The organism is Arthrobacter halodurans (assembly GCF_041877255.1).
Lineage (GTDB): Bacteria > Actinomycetota > Actinomycetes > Actinomycetales > Micrococcaceae > Arthrobacter_N > Arthrobacter_N halodurans.
Genome location: NZ_JBHDLJ010000001.1, coordinates 397,785 through 412,703 on the forward strand (window position 1 = coordinate 397,785; position 14,919 = coordinate 412,703).

Consider the following 14,919-nt stretch of genomic DNA (forward strand, 5'->3'; position numbering starts at 1 on the left):
CCCGTCGGCCGCGTCTGGCTACGCGCGCACCAACAGCCCCACGGTCTCCATGTGGTGCGTGTGCGGGTAGAGGTCCAGCACGCGCGCGGAGCGCAGGGCATAGCCGTGCCGGGCGAAGTCGGACACGTCGCGGGCGAACGCGGCCGGGTCGCAGGAGACGTAGGCGATACGCCCGGGCCGGGCCCGGGCAATGCGCGCGACGGCGGCGCGGCCGGCCCCCGCGCGCGGCGGATCCAGCACGACGCCGTCGAACGGGGCCCCGCCGTCGTCCGCCCCGCCGCCGTCCGCGCCGGCGCCGGCGCCCGGAACCGGGAGCCGCTTCTCGACGCGTCCTTCGACCACCACGGCCTGCGGGCGGCCATGGAGGTTGCGCCGGGCGTCGCGGCTGGTCCCGGGAGCGCCCTCGATGGAGAGCACCTCGCCGGACGGCCCGACGGCCTCGGCGAGCGGCACGGTGAACAGCCCCGCGCCGGCGTAGAGGTCGGCGATCCGCTGCCCGGGACGCGGGTCCAGGAGACCGAGCACCTCCTCGACCAGGGTCTCGGGGGCCAGCCGGTGGATCTGCCAGAAGCCCTCGCCCGTCACCCGGTAGTCGTGCCCCCAGGCGGTCTCGGCCACCCAGGTGCGGCCCCTCAGCCTCCGCAGCGACCCGGCGCCGTCCGCGGCGCCGCCCGCCTCCTGGGTCAGCGCCGCGGCCGACACGCCCTCGGGCAGGCGCCGCGCGGCGCGGTCGGCCGCGCCGGGTTTCGCGCCGGCGGCCTCGACGAAGAGCACCAGCGGCGCGGAGCCGGACGCCGGCGCGGCGACCTCCACGCGCTCGATCCCGGGCAGCGGAATCTCCCATAACCGCAGGCCGTTGACGGCGTCGACCGCCAGCGGCATCTCCCGGACGGGGATCAGCCGGTCCGAGTGGAAGGCGTGCATGGCCAGGCGGCCCTGCCCGTCGACCGAGAAGGACGCCCGGGTGCGCCACGCGAGCCCATCGGCGCGCTCGCCCGTCGGCGCCTGGGTGCCACCGAAGCCGATCGCGTCGGGATCCACCCCGCCGAGCCGCGAGAGCTGCTCGCGGAAGACCAGGGACTTGAGTTCGCGCTGGTGCCCGAGCGCGGCGTGGCCGAACTCGGCCCCGCCGACCGGAGGGGTCCCGGACCCGGCGGATAGGAGGGCGTCCGCCGCGGGCCAGGGGTGCGCGACGCGGTGCTCCGAGGGCTCGAGCACCTCGACCGCGTCGGCCCGCCAGTAGCGGGCCCCGGGCTCGCCGGCGGAGATCCGGGCGCGCACGAGCTCACCGGGCAGCGCGTGGCGGACGAAGACCACGCGGCCCTCGTGGCGCGCCACGAAGTGGCCGCCGTGCGCGGGCGCCCCCACGCGTAGTTCCAGCGTCTCGCCGGGCGCCGTCTCGATGGGCGCCGTCTCGTGGGGACGCGTCTCGGCGGACCCCGTCTCGCGGGGTGTGGGGTGGTCGGTCATGAGGGCCTCCGGCCGGTGGTGGTGGATTCGTCGCGCGGGCCGGCCCCCGCGGAGGGCCCGTCCGCCCCGGCGGCCGCGGATGCGGCGGCCGGCGGGTCGTGGGGGTGCTCGAACAGCGCCCGCCCGTGGGTGGATTCGGACAGCTGCCACGGGACGCTGGCCACGACCACGCCCGGTTCGAAGTGGAGTCGCGCCTTGATGCGCAGCGCCGTCTGGTTGTGCACCAGCTGCTCCCACCAGCGTCCCACGACGTACTCGGGGATGTAGACCACCACGAGGTCGCGCGGGGAGTCCCGCTTGATGCCCTTGATGTAGTCGATGATCGGCGCGGCGGTCTCGCGGTAGGGGGACGCCAGCACGGTGAGCGGCACCGGGATGCCGAGCCGGTCCCACTCGGCGACCGTGCGCGCCGTCTTCTCCTCGTCGATGTCCACGATCACGGCGTCGAGCTTGGAGGGCCGCCCCGCGCGGGCGAACGCGACGGCCCGGAGCACCGGCTTGCGCAGCGTGGAGACGAGGATCAGCGCGTGGACGCGGGCCGGCAGCGCCTTCGCCGACGCGGAGTCGTCGATCGCGAGCTCCCGGTCCACGGCCTTGTAGTGCTCGCTGATGGTGTACATCACCAGGTAGAGGCCCGCGATCCCGAGGACGGCCAGCCAGGCGCCGAAGATGAACTTCGTGGCCAGCACGATCGCCAGCACGGCGGCGGCGAGCACGAAGCCGACCAGGTTGAGCGCCCGGGAGCGCTGGATGCGCAGGCGGACCCGGCGGTCCGCGGTGCTGGCCAGCTGGCGCCCCCAGTGCCGGACCATGCCGAGCTGGCTCAGCGTGAAGGAGACGAACACCCCGACGACGTAGAGTTGGATGAGCGTGGCCACGTGCGCGTCGAAGGCGGCCACGAGGATCAGGGCGGCGATGCCGAGCGCGATGATGCCGTTGCTGAAGCCCAGACGGTCGCCGCGCGTGCGCAGCTGGCGGGGCAGGTAGCCGTCGGTGGCCAGGTGCGAGGCGAGGTTCGGGAAGGACTTGAACGCCGCATGCCCCGCCATCCACAGGACGGACGCCGTCAGCGCGACGATGACGTAGAAGCCGACGCTGCCCTGCCCGAAGATGGCGTTCGCGAGCTGGCCGACGACCGGGTTCTGCACGTAGCCGTCCGGGATCGGCCCGCCGTCGAGCCGGAGGTTGCGGGCCGGATCCTCCACGACGTGCACGCCGGTGGCCCGGGCCAGGAACATGGTGCCCAGCGTCAGCGCCGTCGCCGCGACGCCGAGCCAGAGCAGGATCGAGGCCGCGTTGCGGGCCCGCGGCGGGGCGAGCGTGTGCACGTTGCTGATGGGGGCCTCGATCCCGGTCAGCGCGGCGGACCCGGTGGAGAAGGCCCGCAGGATCAGCAGCGCGCCGAGGAACCCGGTCAGGCCCGCCTCGTACCCCGCCTCGGGGACGATCTCGAACGCCGCGCTGGGCGCGCGTCCGAGGGTGCCCAGCGCCGCGGAGACGGAGCCGACCACGATCATCAGCAGCATCCCGCCGACGAACAGGTAGGTCGGCAGGGCGTTGCCCAGCCGCGAGCGGCCGAGTCCCCGCAGGTTGATCAGGGCCAGCAGCACGACGCCGGCGCACGCGATCAGCGAATGCCGGCCGGCCAGCGCCGGGAACGCCGCGACGATGTAGTGCGCCGCGGAGGACATCGACACGGCGACGGTGAGCACGAAGTCGACCAGCAGCGCGGCGGCGACCGTGGTGCCGGCGCGCGGACCCAGGTTGACGCTGGCGATCTCGTAGTCGCCCTTGCCGGACGGGTAGGCCTTCACGGACTGGCGGTAGGAGGCGATGATCACGAGCATCACGGCCATCACCGCGACGCCGACCAGCGGAGACAGGTAGATGGCGGAGATCCCGGCGATGGCGAGGGTCAACAGCACCTCGTCGGGCGCGTAGGCGACGGAGGAGAGCGCGTTGGAGGACAGCAGGGGCAGCGCCAGCCGGCGGCGCAGGGGCGCCTGCTTCAGCCGTTCGGTCCGGAAGGGCTTGCCCACCAGGATCCGTTTAAGCGCGTCGAGGAACGTGAGCACCAGTCAAAGTTAGCCCGTGCGGGGTCCCCTGTCATACGACGCGGCCCCCGCGCCCCCCCCGCGCACGGCGAATCGTGCAAGACTGGGCGCAGGAATCGGGGATCCCGCGCACCGCCGCGGGCCCCATGGCTAGAGAGTTCGGAGCGGTTCGTGGCGCACTTCGTCATCATGGGTTGCGGACGCGTCGGCGTCACCCTCGCCCACACCCTGGACGACGCGGGGCACACCGTCGCCATCATCGACCAGGACGAGCGCGCCTTCCGCCGGCTGCGCCGCGGCTTCGCCGGCCGAAAGGTCACGGGCGTGGGCTTCGACCGGGAGACCCTCGAACGGGCCGACATCGCCGACGCGTACGCGTTCGCGGCGGTCTCCAGCGGCGACAACTCGAACATCCTGGCCACCCGGGTGGCGCGGGAGACCTACCACGTGCCCAACGTGGTGGCGCGGATCTACGACCCGGGCCGGGCGGAGATCTACCAGCGCCTCGGCATCCCCACGGTGGCCGCGGTGCGCTGGAGCGCCGACCAGGTGCTGCGCCGCATCCTGCCCGAGCAGGGCATCAACGGAGACTTCCGCGAGGCCTCGGGCCGCCTCCTGCTGGGCGAGGTCACCGTCCACGACGGCTGGTACGGGCGCGGCCTGGAGGAGATCGAGGAGGCCGCCGGTCTGCGCGTGGCCTACCTGACGCGCTTCGGCGAGGGCATGATCCCCGCGCGGGACGCCCGCCTCCAGGAGGGGGACGTGCTGCACGCCATCATGCCGGTGGACTCCACGGCGGAGATCGACCGGATCCTGTCCAAGGCGCCCGCGGCGTCGCCGGACCACGAGGCATCGGAGAACGGGCTGTGAAGGTCATCATCGTCGGGGCGGGAAGCGTCGGCTCCTCGATCGCGCGGGAACTGCTGGCCCATGGTCACGAGGTCCTGTTGATCGACGAGAAGCCCGAGGTGGTGGGGCGCAGCGGCCTGCTCGGGGCGCGGTGGCTCTTCGGCGACGCCTGCGAGCTGACCACGCTCAAGGAGGCCGGGCTCGACACCGTGGACGTGGTGGTCTCGGCGACGGGCGACGACAAGGTCAACCTGGTGGTCTCGCTGCTCGCCAAGAGCGAGTTCGGTGTCGGCCGCACGGTCGGCCGGGTCAACAACCCGAAGAACGACTGGATGTTCGACGACGCGTGGGGCGTCGACGTCGCCGTCAACACGCCGCGCCTGATGACCGCCCTGGTCGAGGAGGCCGTCGAGGTCGGCGACCTGGTGCGCCTTATGACGCTGCAGACCGGCGCGGTGTCCATGGTGGAGTTCACCGTGCCCCACGACTCCGGCCTCATCGGCACCATGCTCGGCCAGGTCGAGTGGCCGGACGACTCAACGGTGGTCGCGATCCTGCGCGACGACACCCCCATCACCCCGAGCGCGGACGACGTCATCGAGAGCGGCGACGAGCTCTTCTTCATCACCACGATCGCCGCGGAGAACGAGCTGCGCTCGGTCCTGCGGCCGGGCGGGACCGAGGCCGCGGCCGACGCCGGTCCCGGTGGCGGCGGGACCCCGGGCGCGGCCGGCGGGGCCCCGGCGAACTAGCGGGCCGGACGCTCCGGACGCCCGTCCGCGGCGACCGGGCGGGACACCGACCAGGCGATCCACAGAGCCATCGCGTACAGCGGGACGCCCATCACCAGCCGGGCCGCGCCGAGGGCACCGACCTGGTCCGCGTAGTAGAGCGGCAACTGGACGGCCAGCCGGAAGGCGAACATGCCGACGAGGATCCACGTGGCCAGCGCATAGGCCCGCAGCCGCAGCCGGTCCTTCCGCCACTCGATGCCCTCGCCGCGGACGAACCCGAAGACCAGTCCCATGAGGGGCCAGCGCAGCGCGACGGACAGGCCCATGGCCAGGCCGTAGGCGGCGTTGGTGTAGAAACCGACGACGTAGTAGTCCTTGGCCTCGCCGGTGCTGCGGGAGACCAGCGCGCAGATGGCGACGCCGACGAGCCCGGCCAGCGCCTGCGTCACCGGCGTGCGCTGCGCGAGCCGCACGACGGTGAAGACCGCGGCGACGACGAGCGAGCCGATCAGCGCCGGGTTCAGGGCCTGCGTCGCGGTGAAGACGACGAGGAACACGAGCCCCGGCAGCAGGCTCTCCAGCAGGCCCCGGATTCCGCCGACGGTCTTCAGGACGTCGACCTGCCCGTCCTCGCCGCGGTGGATGCCCGAGCCCGCGGCCATGCGGCGGGCCAACTCCTCCGGGGAAGGGCCGCCTGGGGGTGTCGACTCGCTCATGTGGTCTGCTCCGCTTCCTCGTCGGCGCCCGGGAGGATCTCGTAGCGCGGGTTGTAGATGGTGGGCACGCCGTCGACGTCGGCGATCATGCCCTCGAAGCGCAGTCGTGTGCCCGCGCCGATGCCGGGAACGCGCCGCTGCCCGTTCCAGACGAGCTGGACGCGCGGCGCGGGCCGGCGGCGCCCGCCCGGGGGCGCCGGGGCGTCCACGAGGCTGGCGGCGAAATTCGGCGCCCGGTCGGCGGGGAGGATGCGGATGTTCTCGACGTACCCCACCGCGAGGACCCGCCCGCGCCGGGGCAGCTGCTCCAGGCGGGAGCAACGCGCGGCGCCGGAGGCCTCGCTAGCCAATGTGGGTGGTTTCCGGCCCGCGCTCGGGGCGCCCGATCGGTCGCCCGTCCGCGCTGTGCTGGGTGCCGTTGTCCGGTCGGACGACGGCGCCCGCCGGCATTTTCAGGGGCAGCAGCTCGGCCGGCGGCATGGGCTGGTCCCCGCGCACGACGATCAGCCGGGCGATGCGGTCCTCGAGGCGCCCGGCCTGCGCGCGGTCCAGCGTCGCCGGGCCGCCGACGACGCCGCGGAGGAACCAGCGCGGCCCGTCGATGCCGATGAAGCGGGCGACCATGAAGCCCTGCGTCCCGTCCGGCGCCGCCGACGGCACGCGCGCGACCAGCTCCTCGCCGAAGCGTCCCTGCACGCGGTCGACCTTGCCGCCCTGCCCGACGATGCCGGCGGCGATCTGCTCCGAGATGCCCGGCCACAGGCTGTCGGACTTCGGCGCCGCGAAGACCTGGAGCTGCAGCCGCGAGCCGTCCAGTTCGAGCGCCACGGCCACGACGCGCTTCGTCTGGTCCTCGACCTCGAGCCGCAGCTGCATTCCCTCGACGGGCTCGACCAGGAGCGCCCCGAGATCGACGAAGGCGGCGTGGTCCGGGACCTCGTCGGCGTCCGCGTCGAAAGGGCCGCTTGCGGGACCGCCGGCAGCCCCGCCGTCCGCCGCCGCGGCTCCGGCGGCGGCCGTTCCGGCGGGCGCGGCCGGCGCCGCGACGCCGGGCGCCACCGCGGTGGCGTCGGACGCGGCCGCGTCGGGGTTGTCGGCCGCGCCGGGGTTCTCGGCGGCGTCGCCGGAAGCGCCCCGCGAGGCGACGTCGTCGTTCTTCTTGTTCCGCTTGAAGATCATGGGTTGCTCCTTGCCGGCCGGCGGCCTGGCGTTGCGTGCCGGGCCGGCTGCGGCCGCGGCGGGGTCGGTGTCAGCTGGAGGGAATGGCCGCGGGCGGTCCGCCGGCCGGGCCGAAGCCGCCGGTGGATCCGAAGCCGCCTGCCCCGCGCGCGGAGTCGGGAAGCTCGTCGACGGCTAGGAACCGGGCCGTCTCGACGCGCTGGATCACGAGCTGCGCGATCCGGTCCCCGCGCGCCAGGCGCACGGGCTCGTCGCGGTCGGTGTTGAGCAGGGTCACCGAGATCTCGCCGCGGTAGCCCGCGTCAACGGTGCCGGGGGCGTTGACGATCGTGAGGCCGTGCCGCGTCGCCAGCCCCGACCGCGGGTGGACCAGCGCCACGTACCCGAACGGCAGCGCGATGGAGACCCCGGTCGGCACCAGCCGGCGCTCCCCCGGAGCCAGCGTGACGTCCTCGCGGGTCCGCAGGTCCGCCCCGGCGTCGCCCGGGTGGGCGTACGACGGCGGCTCGAGCGCCGGGTCCAGCATCTTCAGTTGCACGTCCAGCGGGGTGTTCGACTGCTCGGGCATGGTCGCCGGGCTCTCCAAGGGTCGGGGATGGTCGACTTCACTCTAGCGGCCTTCGCCCGGACGCCCAACGCGGACGCACCTCCCCCGGGCGAATAAGGTGGGGGTATGTCTGAATCCTCTTCGTCCCCCTCCCCCGCGCCACTTTTCCACGAGAAGCTGTGGCCGGCCTGGTGGATCTGGCTGCTGGTGCTGGGCACCGGAGCCGCCGGCTTCGTCGCGCTGGCCCCGGTGAGCATCACCGCGGGGATCGTGGCGGGAATCGCCGTCGTGCTGCTGCTCATCGTCCTCCTGACGGTCTCGACGCCGGCCGTGACGGTGACCTCCGACTCGCTGCGCGTGGGCCGGGCGACCATCGAGCGCGAGTTCGTGGGCGAGGTCTCGGGACACCGCGGCGAGGACGCCACGTTCCAGCGCGGCCGCGGGCTGAACGCCACCGCGTTCCTGTGCCTGCGCGGGTGGATCGACCCTGTGGTCAGGATCGAGATCACCGACCCGCAGGACACCACCCCGTATTGGCTGGCCTCCACCCGCCGCCCGGAAGAACTCGTGGCGGCCTTGGATTCCGTGCGGGCCTAGGTCTTCCGCGCCGTCGTCGCGCGGCGCCCGACACACGACGACGGCGACGCCCCGATCCGCTCGGGGCGTCGCCGTTGGTGTTTCCGCCGGGTCTGGGCGTCCGCGGGCTCCTAGCCCTCGCAGTCCTTGCAGTACAGCAGGCCGCCCTTTTCCTTGGCCACCTGCGAGCGGTGGCGCACCAGGAAGCACGAGGCGCAGGTGAACTCGTCGGCCTGCGCCGGCAGCACCCGCACCAGCAGCTCCTCGCCGGAGAGGTCCGCGCCCGGCAGCTCGTAGCTGTCGGCGGTTTCGGCCTCGTCCTCGTCGACGACGGCGGACTGCTTGTCGGTGCGTCGCCCCTTCAGCTCATCGAGGGAGTCCTCGCTGAGTTCGTCCTCGTTTTTCCGCGGCGCATCGTAGTCGGTCGCCATAGTTTCTCAATCACGCTCCGGTATCAACAGCAGTGCTGGTCCGCGCCGGTCCCTGCCTGCGCGAAATCCATGTCTGGGCGGTGGACGGGTCGGCTGTCCCGGGGGCGGGACGCGAGCGGCGGCCCGGCTTCCCGGTTCCGCGACGTACAACGCCGCCGCGGGCCGATTTGTGCCCGTGACGCACAGATTGTTCACCATCGCGGGGCAAAAATCCAATCATTCCCGGGGTCGCCGGGGCCGGCCCCGCGGGGGCCATCCCGGGGCCGCCCGAAGTATCCGCGCCACACCTCGGGATATCGTAGGAGAACGGCGGCCACGGTGGCAGAGTGCTGTGGGAGAACGTGACGTGATGGTGGAGGGATTTCATGCGGCAACTCAGGCTGGTAGGTGTCCATGAGAATGGCGAGCACCTGCTGTTGAGCAGTGAGGACGGTTCCGGCTTCGTGCTGCGGATCGACGAGGCGCTGCGCGCCGCGACGGCGCGGCCGATCGGCCGGCCGGCCGCGCCGGCCGCCGACCAGGCGGCCGCGACGCTTGCCCCGCGCGAAATCCAAGCGCGGATCCGCTCCGGAGCCACGGCCGAGCAGGTGGCCGAGGAGTCCGGCGTGCCCCTGGCCCACGTGCTGCGCTACGACGGCCCCGTCCGCGCCGAGCGCGAATACGTGGCCCAGCAGGCCCGCAACGTGGAGGTCTCGGGCCCGCTGGGGAACGACGGCTACCGCTCGGCCTTCGGCGACGGGCCGGCGAACCTCGGCGACATGGTGGCCTTCCGCCTGCTCAGCTTCGGCGTGGATCCGGCGACCCTGGAGTGGGACGCCTGGCGCCGCTCCGACGGCGCCTGGGACGTGGTGGCCCGCTTCGACGTGTCCGACGCCAACCCGCGCTCCAACATCGGCGAGGAGCCGCCGGCCCACTGGGTGTTCCACCCGGCGCGCAAGTCGCTGCAGAACTCCAACCGCTGGGCGCAGGTCCTCAGCGAACTCGAACCCATGGACTCCCCCGTTTCCGGCCGGCGGCTGAGCGCGGTCGCGGACCATCCCTTCGACTTCGAGGCGGACGCCGGCGCGGCCGCGGCGGAGATCCCCGGCGCGACCGAGGCCGAACGGGACGAGTTCCTCGACATCCTCCGCTCCCGCCGCGGGCAGCGCCTGGGCGCGGACGAGGCGGGAGACGACGCGCTGGCCGCGATGCTCGCGAAGGGATCCATCCCCGCGGCGCACCCGCGCGACGAGGAGTTCGCCGACGAGGCCGAGGCCCGCCGGCTGGGCTTGGTGGGCCCGGACAGCGACGGCCGGGAGGACGACGGCCTGCCCGAGCTGCATGACGGCGTCAGCACCGAGACCACCGAGTTCACGGTGGTCCCGAACGTGCACGCGCTGCGGTTCCAGCGCGAGACCCCGGACACGAACGCCGGCGAGCGGCCCGAAGCGTCCGACAGCGACGACGACGCGCAGCCGAAGAAGATCAAGCACAAGCGTTCCTCCGTCCCGAGCTGGGACGAGATCGTCTTCGGCCGCAAGAACGACTAGCGCCGCGGCGCGCCACGCGACAACGCCATCCGCCCTCCGGGACGGATGGCGTTGTCGCGTCGGCCGGTCAGCCGCGGGGCGCGGCCAGCGTCAGCAGCGGGACCTCGCGCTCGGCGCGGGTCAGCGAACCGTGCTGGCCGACCATGTCGAACGCGGCGGCCGGAGCGCGGCGGCCGTCGAAGAAGGCCATCGGCTGCGTCGGCATCACCAGCACGTCGCCGATCCGCGGTTCGACCGCCGGGTCGACGTCGCCGAAAAGGCCGTGGCCGATCGCCTCCCGCCGCGTGAGGACCCACGCGCGCTTCCCGTGGGCCGCCCTCCAGCGCGCCGCGAGCCGCTCCCGCGCGGCGTCGTCCGCGCCCGGCGCGAGGTGCAGCTGGACGGCCCGGGGATCCCCCGCCGTCAGCTCGACGTCCTCGACCAGCCCGGGGTCGAGCGAGTAGTCGATCCGCTGGCTCGGCGGCACATCGACCATGCCGTGGTCGGCGGTCAGCAGCAACAGGGTGCCGGCCGGCAGGCGTCCCGCGAGGGTGCGCATGGCGGAATCCAGCTCCTCGAGCTGCTCGCCCCACTCCGGGGAGCCGCAGCCGAAGCGGTGGCCGGCCTTGTCCAGCTCGTTCCAATAGCAGTACATCAGCACGCGCGGATGGCGCGCGAGGATCTCCGACGCGGCGCGCACGCGGGCCTGCGCGGTGCGCGCGGGCGCGAACTCCCCTCCACTCAGGGCGGCCGCCGTCAGCGAGCTGTCGGCGAACTGCGGCAGGCTCACGGTGGCGACGTGCACGTGCCCGGCGGCGTTCTGGAGCACGGTGGGGTGCGGCTGCCACCGCCGCGGGTCGAGGTCCTCCGGCCAGCCGCCGAGCATGTTGACGGTGCGGCGCCCCTCGGGGTCGGCGACGTCGTAGCCGACGATGCCGTGCCGCCCGGGCGGAAGCCCGGTGCCGAGGGTGGCGAGCGAGGCCGCCGTCGTGGTGGGGAAGGCCGCGTCCAGCGTCCTCGCGCCCGCCAGCTTCTGCCGCAGGAACGGGGCGTGGCCGCCGCGGGCCGCGAGCAGCGACTTGCCGAGGCCGTCGGCCATCACGACGCAGACGCGGCGCGCGGCGGGCAGCCCGAGCGTGTTGGCGTAGCCCGGGACGCCCAGCACGGCGGCGGCGCTGGGCAGCACCTCGCCGAGGCTGGCGGCGCCGTAGCGCGGGGCGCGGGGCAGCGGCTCGGGCGGCGTCGGCCCGGCGGTCTCGCTCAACGGATCACCCCTGGTGGTGTCCCCGGGCGAAACGTCCCCCGACCCAGCCGGGCCGGGCCTCCGCGCCCGCGGGAGGGCCGGCCTGCGGGACCGGCGCGAGCGACGCCGCAGTGTTGACCTTGCGCAGGGCCCGCGCGAACGTCCGGGCGTCCTCCACGGCCTGCTTGCCGTCGGCCTCGGCGCTCACGCGCAGCACCAGGTCCTCCTCCTGCATGGTTCCGGTGTAGCCGTGGTCGGCCTCGCACTGCGGATCCTCGCAACCCGCGGGCGTCAGGTCGATCCGCTGCCCACCGGACCAGGCGATGCCCAGGGTGAGCTCGCGCACCTTGTCCGAGGACCGGTAGTCCTGCGGCTGCTGGTAGACGTAGCTGAGCACCACGGACCCGATCTTGGTCACCGCCACCGTCTCCGTGGAGACCTGGGCCATGGCCTTGCCTCCGAGCTCGTCGAGCTGCTGGTCGTCCACGTGCACGACCACCATGACGTCGGCCGTCAGCACGAGGACGGTGACGTGCCGGTGCACCTCGTTGTGCTCGATGTGTGTTTCCAGGTGGATCAGGTGGGCCAGCGGCTCCATGCCGTCCAGCGCGTCGTCGACGACGTCCGCGACCAGCCGCGGGTAGAAACCCGCCCGCTCCAACGCACTGTGCAGGTCACGGCCTGCGGCCGAGGTTCGGGAGATCATGCGTCACAGTCTACCGCCGGGGCGCCGCCGGTCACCGGGACAACGCCCGGCGCGCGCTGTCGGTGCGCTGCGCGGGGTTGCCGATGCGGACGTCGGCGGCGAGGACGGTGACGCCCGCGGCGGAAACCAGCACCGGGTTGAACTCCAGCAGGGCGATCTCCGGGTGGTCGTCCTTGAGGGTGGCGACCCGGTTCAGCAGGTCCTCGAGGCTCCGCACGTCCACCGCGGGCAGCCCCTGGTACCCGAACAGCTTCCGCGAGGCGCGCGGGGAGCGCACCAGTTCGGCCAGATCGGTGTCCGTCAGGGGCGGGATGGCGTGCGCCCAGTCGTCGAGCAGGTTGACCGCGTCCCCGGCGAGGCCGAAGGACACCAGCGGGCCGAGCATCGGGTCCTCCAGCGCGCGGACGATGCACCCCTGCCCGGACGGGGCCATGGACTGCACTTCCAGCCCCTCGGCGCCGAACGGGCGCAGCATCTCCCGCATGTGGCGGATGTTTCCGCGCAGCGAGGACTCGTCCACGATGTTGAGCCGGACGCCGCCCAGGTCCAGGCGGTGGCGCAGGTGCTCGTCGGTGGCCTTGATCGCGACCGGCCAGCCGAGCCGGTCGGCGGCCTCCACGGCCGCGTCGTCGTCGTCGAACGGCACGGACTCCAACACCCGGATCCCGTAGCAGGCCAGCAGCTCCGCGGCCTCGGCGCCGCCCAGCCGCAGCAGGTCGGTTCCCGTGACGCGCTCCTGGTGCGCCCGGACGAGGTCCTCGGCGCGGTCCCGGTCGATGCCGGGCGAGTCGACGGGCTCGCCGAAGTCGCGCCGTCGCCATTGGGCGTAGCGCACGACGGCGCCCAGGGCGGCCAGCGCCTGGCCCGGGCTGGCGAAGCTCGGCAGGGCGTGCTGGAGCGGCGCCCCGGGCGCGGCCTCCGGGTCGGCGGGATCCGGCGCGGCGGAGGCCGCGGGTTCCGGCGCGGGGCGGGCGGGCTTCGCGTCGGCGGCGCCCCGTTCCCCGGGAGCGGCGGCCAGGAGCCCCTCGGCGGGGATCGAGGCGTCGAGGATCCCCGTGAAGGCGGCGACGACGGGCTTGCCGCTGGCCGCGGAGCAGTCGCGCAGGGTGCGCGCGAGCGCGTCCACGGTGACGCCCGGCGAGGGCAACAGCGCGACCACCGCCGCGTGCACGCCGGGGTCCCGCAGCGCGCGCAGGACCGTCTCCGCGAGCCGGGGCAGCGCGCGGGACTGCCCGTCGTCGAGCGCCAGCGCGTCGTCCAGGACAACGACGTCCAGACCCTGCTGCGCCGCGCCGTCCGCGACGACGCTGGCCAGGGCGTCCGAGTTGGCCACGACCGCGATGCCGTTGCCCGCGGGCAACGGCTGGCTGGCCACGATCTGGGCGACGTCCATCAGTTGCTCGTTGGTCTGCACCCGGATGACGCCGGACTGCCGGAGCATCGCGTCCACGGCCCCGAGCGGGGCCTGGGAGGTCCGCACCGCGTGCCCGGGGGGCAGCCTCAGCCCCATGACGTCGGACTTCGCCACGATCACCGGCTTGCTGCGCGCCAGCCGGCGGGCGATGCGGGAGAACTTGCGCGGGTTGCCGAAACTCTCGAGGTACAGGCCCACCGCCGAGGTCCGGGGATCGTCCTCCCAGAACTGCATGGCGTCGTTGCCGGAGACGTCCGCCCGGTTGCCCGCGGAGACGATGCTGGAGACGCCGACCCCGCGGCGGCTCGCCGCGGCGTAGAGCAGCACGCCGATGGCGGCCGACTGGCTGAACAGGCCCAGGCTGCCGCGCTGGGGCATCCCCGGGGCCATCGAGGCGTTGAGGCTGACGTCCGGGTCGGTGTTCACGATCCCCAGGGACGCCGGGCCGATGAGGCGCATGCCGTTGCTGCGCGCGGTGCGCACCAGCTCGCGCTGGCGGCGGAGCCCGTCGCCCGCGCCGTCCGGGAATCGCCCCGTGACCACCAGCAACCCCCTCACCCCGGTGGCAGCGCAGTCCGCGACCACGCCTTCGAGCTCCTCCTGCGGCACCGCGACGACGGCCAGGTCCACGGGCCCCGGGACCTCGGCCAGGGTCGCGTAGGACATCATGCCGGCCAGCTCGAGCGCCTCGGGATTGATCCCGTAGACGGCGCCGGTGTAGCCGCCCTCGATGATGTTCTCCAGCAGGGTGTAGCCGACGGACCCCCACTCCCGGCTGGCGCCGATGACGGCCACCGACCGGGGGGCCAGCAGGTCCCCCAGGCTGCGGGCCTCGGCCCGGTGCTCGCGGGACTCCATGACCGCCCGCGACTTGTCCGTCGGATCGATGGGGAACTCGAGCATCACGACGCCGTCGTCGAACCGGCGCTTGACCTCGTACCCCGCCTCGGCGAACACGGCGAGCATCTTGCGGTTCTCCGGCAGCACCTCGGCGCTGAAGCGCTCGATCCCGTTCTCGCGGGCCGCGGCGGCCAGGTGCTCGAGCAGGATCGAGCCGACTCCCTTGCCCTGGGACGAGTCCGCGATGTTGAAGGCGACCTCGGCCTCCTCGGGGTCGTCGAGGCGGTCGTAGCGCCCGACGCCGATGATGTCCCCGCCGCGCAGGACCACCAGGGCCACCCGGTCGCGGTGGTCGACCTGCGTGAAGCGGATGAGCTCCTTGGGCGTCAGCTTGGACTTGTAGGTGAAGAAGCGCAGGTAGATCGACGCCTCCGACTGGCCGGTGTGCAGGCGCTGCAGCGCCTCGGCGTCGGACGGGGAGATGGGCCGCAGGTGGCCCGTCGAGCCGTCGCGCAGCACGACATCGGCCTCCCAGTGGGCGGGATATTCGACGTTTCCGGTCTGATCCACCATAGGGTTAGCCTACGGCCTCCGTTTCCCGGGCAGCCGCGCCGCGTCCGCGCGTCGCCGAGCCGGGACCGGTGGCCCCCCA

14 protein-coding genes are annotated in these 14,919 nt (G+C 73.7%); 4 read left to right on the forward strand and 10 right to left on the reverse strand.

From position 1 onward, the window contains the following. Positions 1-18: 18 nt before the first annotated feature. Positions 19-1,470, reverse strand: a complete 1,452-nt coding sequence (locus tag ACETWP_RS01840; RefSeq protein WP_373970474.1) for a class I SAM-dependent RNA methyltransferase — start codon at positions 1,468-1,470, stop codon at positions 19-21. Continuing rightward, a complete protein-coding gene (locus ACETWP_RS01845; RefSeq protein WP_373970475.1) occupies positions 1,467-3,545 on the reverse strand; it encodes an APC family permease in 2,079 nt (692 codons plus the stop codon). Before ACETWP_RS01845 ends, ACETWP_RS01840 begins: the two co-directional genes overlap by 4 nt. A 150-nt stretch (positions 3,546-3,695) precedes the next feature. On the opposite strand from ACETWP_RS01845, the gene ACETWP_RS01850 reads away from it, so the two are divergent. Both ACETWP_RS01850 and ACETWP_RS01855 read left to right on the forward strand, forming a co-directional pair. Next, entirely contained in the window at positions 3,696-4,394 is a 699-nt protein-coding gene (locus ACETWP_RS01850) for a potassium channel family protein (protein WP_373970476.1), read from the forward strand. Next, positions 4,391-5,125, forward strand: coding sequence for a potassium channel family protein (locus ACETWP_RS01855; protein WP_373970477.1), 735 nt, complete (start codon positions 4,391-4,393; stop codon positions 5,123-5,125). Before ACETWP_RS01850 ends, ACETWP_RS01855 begins: the two co-directional genes overlap by 4 nt. Here the strand turns inward: ACETWP_RS01855 and ACETWP_RS01860 are convergent. The 4 genes from ACETWP_RS01860 to dut all read right to left on the reverse strand — a co-directional run bounded on the left by ACETWP_RS01860 (position 5,122) and on the right by dut (position 7,570). Next, the gene (locus tag ACETWP_RS01860) at positions 5,122-5,823 is read right to left on the reverse strand and encodes a DUF3159 domain-containing protein (protein ID WP_373970478.1); all 702 of its coding nucleotides are present in this window, start codon (positions 5,821-5,823) and stop codon (positions 5,122-5,124) included. The two genes, ACETWP_RS01855 and ACETWP_RS01860, sit on opposite strands and share 4 nt — an antisense overlap. Next, a complete protein-coding gene (locus ACETWP_RS01865; RefSeq protein ID WP_373970479.1) occupies positions 5,820-6,173 on the reverse strand; it encodes a hypothetical protein in 354 nt (117 codons plus the stop codon). Before ACETWP_RS01865 ends, ACETWP_RS01860 begins: the two co-directional genes overlap by 4 nt. Continuing rightward, complete coding sequence (locus ACETWP_RS01870; RefSeq protein WP_373970480.1) at positions 6,166-7,002, reverse strand: DUF3710 domain-containing protein; 837 nt, start codon at positions 7,000-7,002, stop codon at positions 6,166-6,168. Before ACETWP_RS01870 ends, ACETWP_RS01865 begins: the two co-directional genes overlap by 8 nt. A gap of 70 nt (positions 7,003-7,072) precedes the next feature. Further along, complete coding sequence (gene dut, locus ACETWP_RS01875) at positions 7,073-7,570, reverse strand: dUTP diphosphatase (protein ID WP_373970481.1); 498 nt, start codon at positions 7,568-7,570, stop codon at positions 7,073-7,075. A gap of 105 nt (positions 7,571-7,675) precedes the next feature. On the opposite strand from dut, the gene ACETWP_RS01880 reads away from it, so the two are divergent. Beyond that, entirely contained in the window at positions 7,676-8,146 is a 471-nt protein-coding gene (locus ACETWP_RS01880; protein ID WP_373970482.1) for a DUF3093 domain-containing protein, read from the forward strand. A gap of 110 nt (positions 8,147-8,256) precedes the next feature. Here ACETWP_RS01880 and ACETWP_RS01885 read toward each other — a convergent pair whose 3' ends face one another. Next, a complete protein-coding gene (locus ACETWP_RS01885) occupies positions 8,257-8,556 on the reverse strand; it encodes a DUF4193 domain-containing protein (RefSeq protein WP_373970483.1) in 300 nt (99 codons plus the stop codon). Between the two features lie 365 nt (positions 8,557-8,921). Between ACETWP_RS01885 and sepH the strand changes: the two genes are divergently transcribed. Beyond that, positions 8,922-10,085 (forward strand): septation protein SepH, encoded by a 1,164-nt coding sequence (gene sepH, locus ACETWP_RS01890; RefSeq protein ID WP_445012764.1) that lies wholly within the window; start codon positions 8,922-8,924, stop codon positions 10,083-10,085. Positions 10,086-10,152: 67 nt separating this feature from the next. On the opposite strand, the gene ACETWP_RS01895 is transcribed toward sepH, so the two are convergent. Genes ACETWP_RS01895 through ACETWP_RS01905 form a run of 3 tightly spaced genes read right to left on the reverse strand, consistent with a single transcriptional unit; the run spans position 10,153 to position 14,840 of the window. Further along, positions 10,153-11,328 carry an alkaline phosphatase family protein gene (locus ACETWP_RS01895; RefSeq protein WP_373970485.1) on the reverse strand — a complete coding sequence of 392 codons (1,176 nt, stop codon included), beginning with the start codon at positions 11,326-11,328 and terminating at the stop codon, positions 10,153-10,155. Positions 11,329-11,332: 4 nt separating this feature from the next. Beyond that, the gene (locus ACETWP_RS01900; RefSeq protein WP_373970486.1) at positions 11,333-12,013 is read right to left on the reverse strand and encodes a DUF5998 family protein; all 681 of its coding nucleotides are present in this window, start codon (positions 12,011-12,013) and stop codon (positions 11,333-11,335) included. Between the two features lie 31 nt (positions 12,014-12,044). After that, complete coding sequence (locus ACETWP_RS01905; RefSeq protein ID WP_373970487.1) at positions 12,045-14,840, reverse strand: bifunctional acetate--CoA ligase family protein/GNAT family N-acetyltransferase; 2,796 nt, start codon at positions 14,838-14,840, stop codon at positions 12,045-12,047. Positions 14,841-14,919: the final 79 nt, after the last annotated feature.

Coding starts and splice junctions, on each gene's coding strand:
- ACETWP_RS01880 (WP_373970482.1), top strand. CDS start 7,676: ATGTCTGAATCCTCTTCGTCCCCCTCCCCCGCGCCACTTTTCCACGAG.
- ACETWP_RS01905 (WP_373970487.1), bottom strand. CDS start 14,840: ATGGTGGATCAGACCGGAAACGTCGAATATCCCGCCCACTGGGAGGCC.
- ACETWP_RS01860 (WP_373970478.1), bottom strand. CDS start 5,823: ATGAGCGAGTCGACACCCCCAGGCGGCCCTTCCCCGGAGGAGTTGGCC.
- ACETWP_RS01900 (WP_373970486.1), bottom strand. CDS start 12,013: ATGATCTCCCGAACCTCGGCCGCAGGCCGTGACCTGCACAGTGCGTTG.
- ACETWP_RS01885 (WP_373970483.1), bottom strand. CDS start 8,556: ATGGCGACCGACTACGATGCGCCGCGGAAAAACGAGGACGAACTCAGC.
- dut (WP_373970481.1), bottom strand. CDS start 7,570: ATGCCCGAGCAGTCGAACACCCCGCTGGACGTGCAACTGAAGATGCTG.
- ACETWP_RS01870 (WP_373970480.1), bottom strand. CDS start 7,002: ATGATCTTCAAGCGGAACAAGAAGAACGACGACGTCGCCTCGCGGGGC.
- ACETWP_RS01840 (WP_373970474.1), bottom strand. CDS start 1,470: ATGACCGACCACCCCACACCCCGCGAGACGGGGTCCGCCGAGACGCGT.
- sepH (WP_445012764.1), top strand. CDS start 8,922: ATGCGGCAACTCAGGCTGGTAGGTGTCCATGAGAATGGCGAGCACCTG.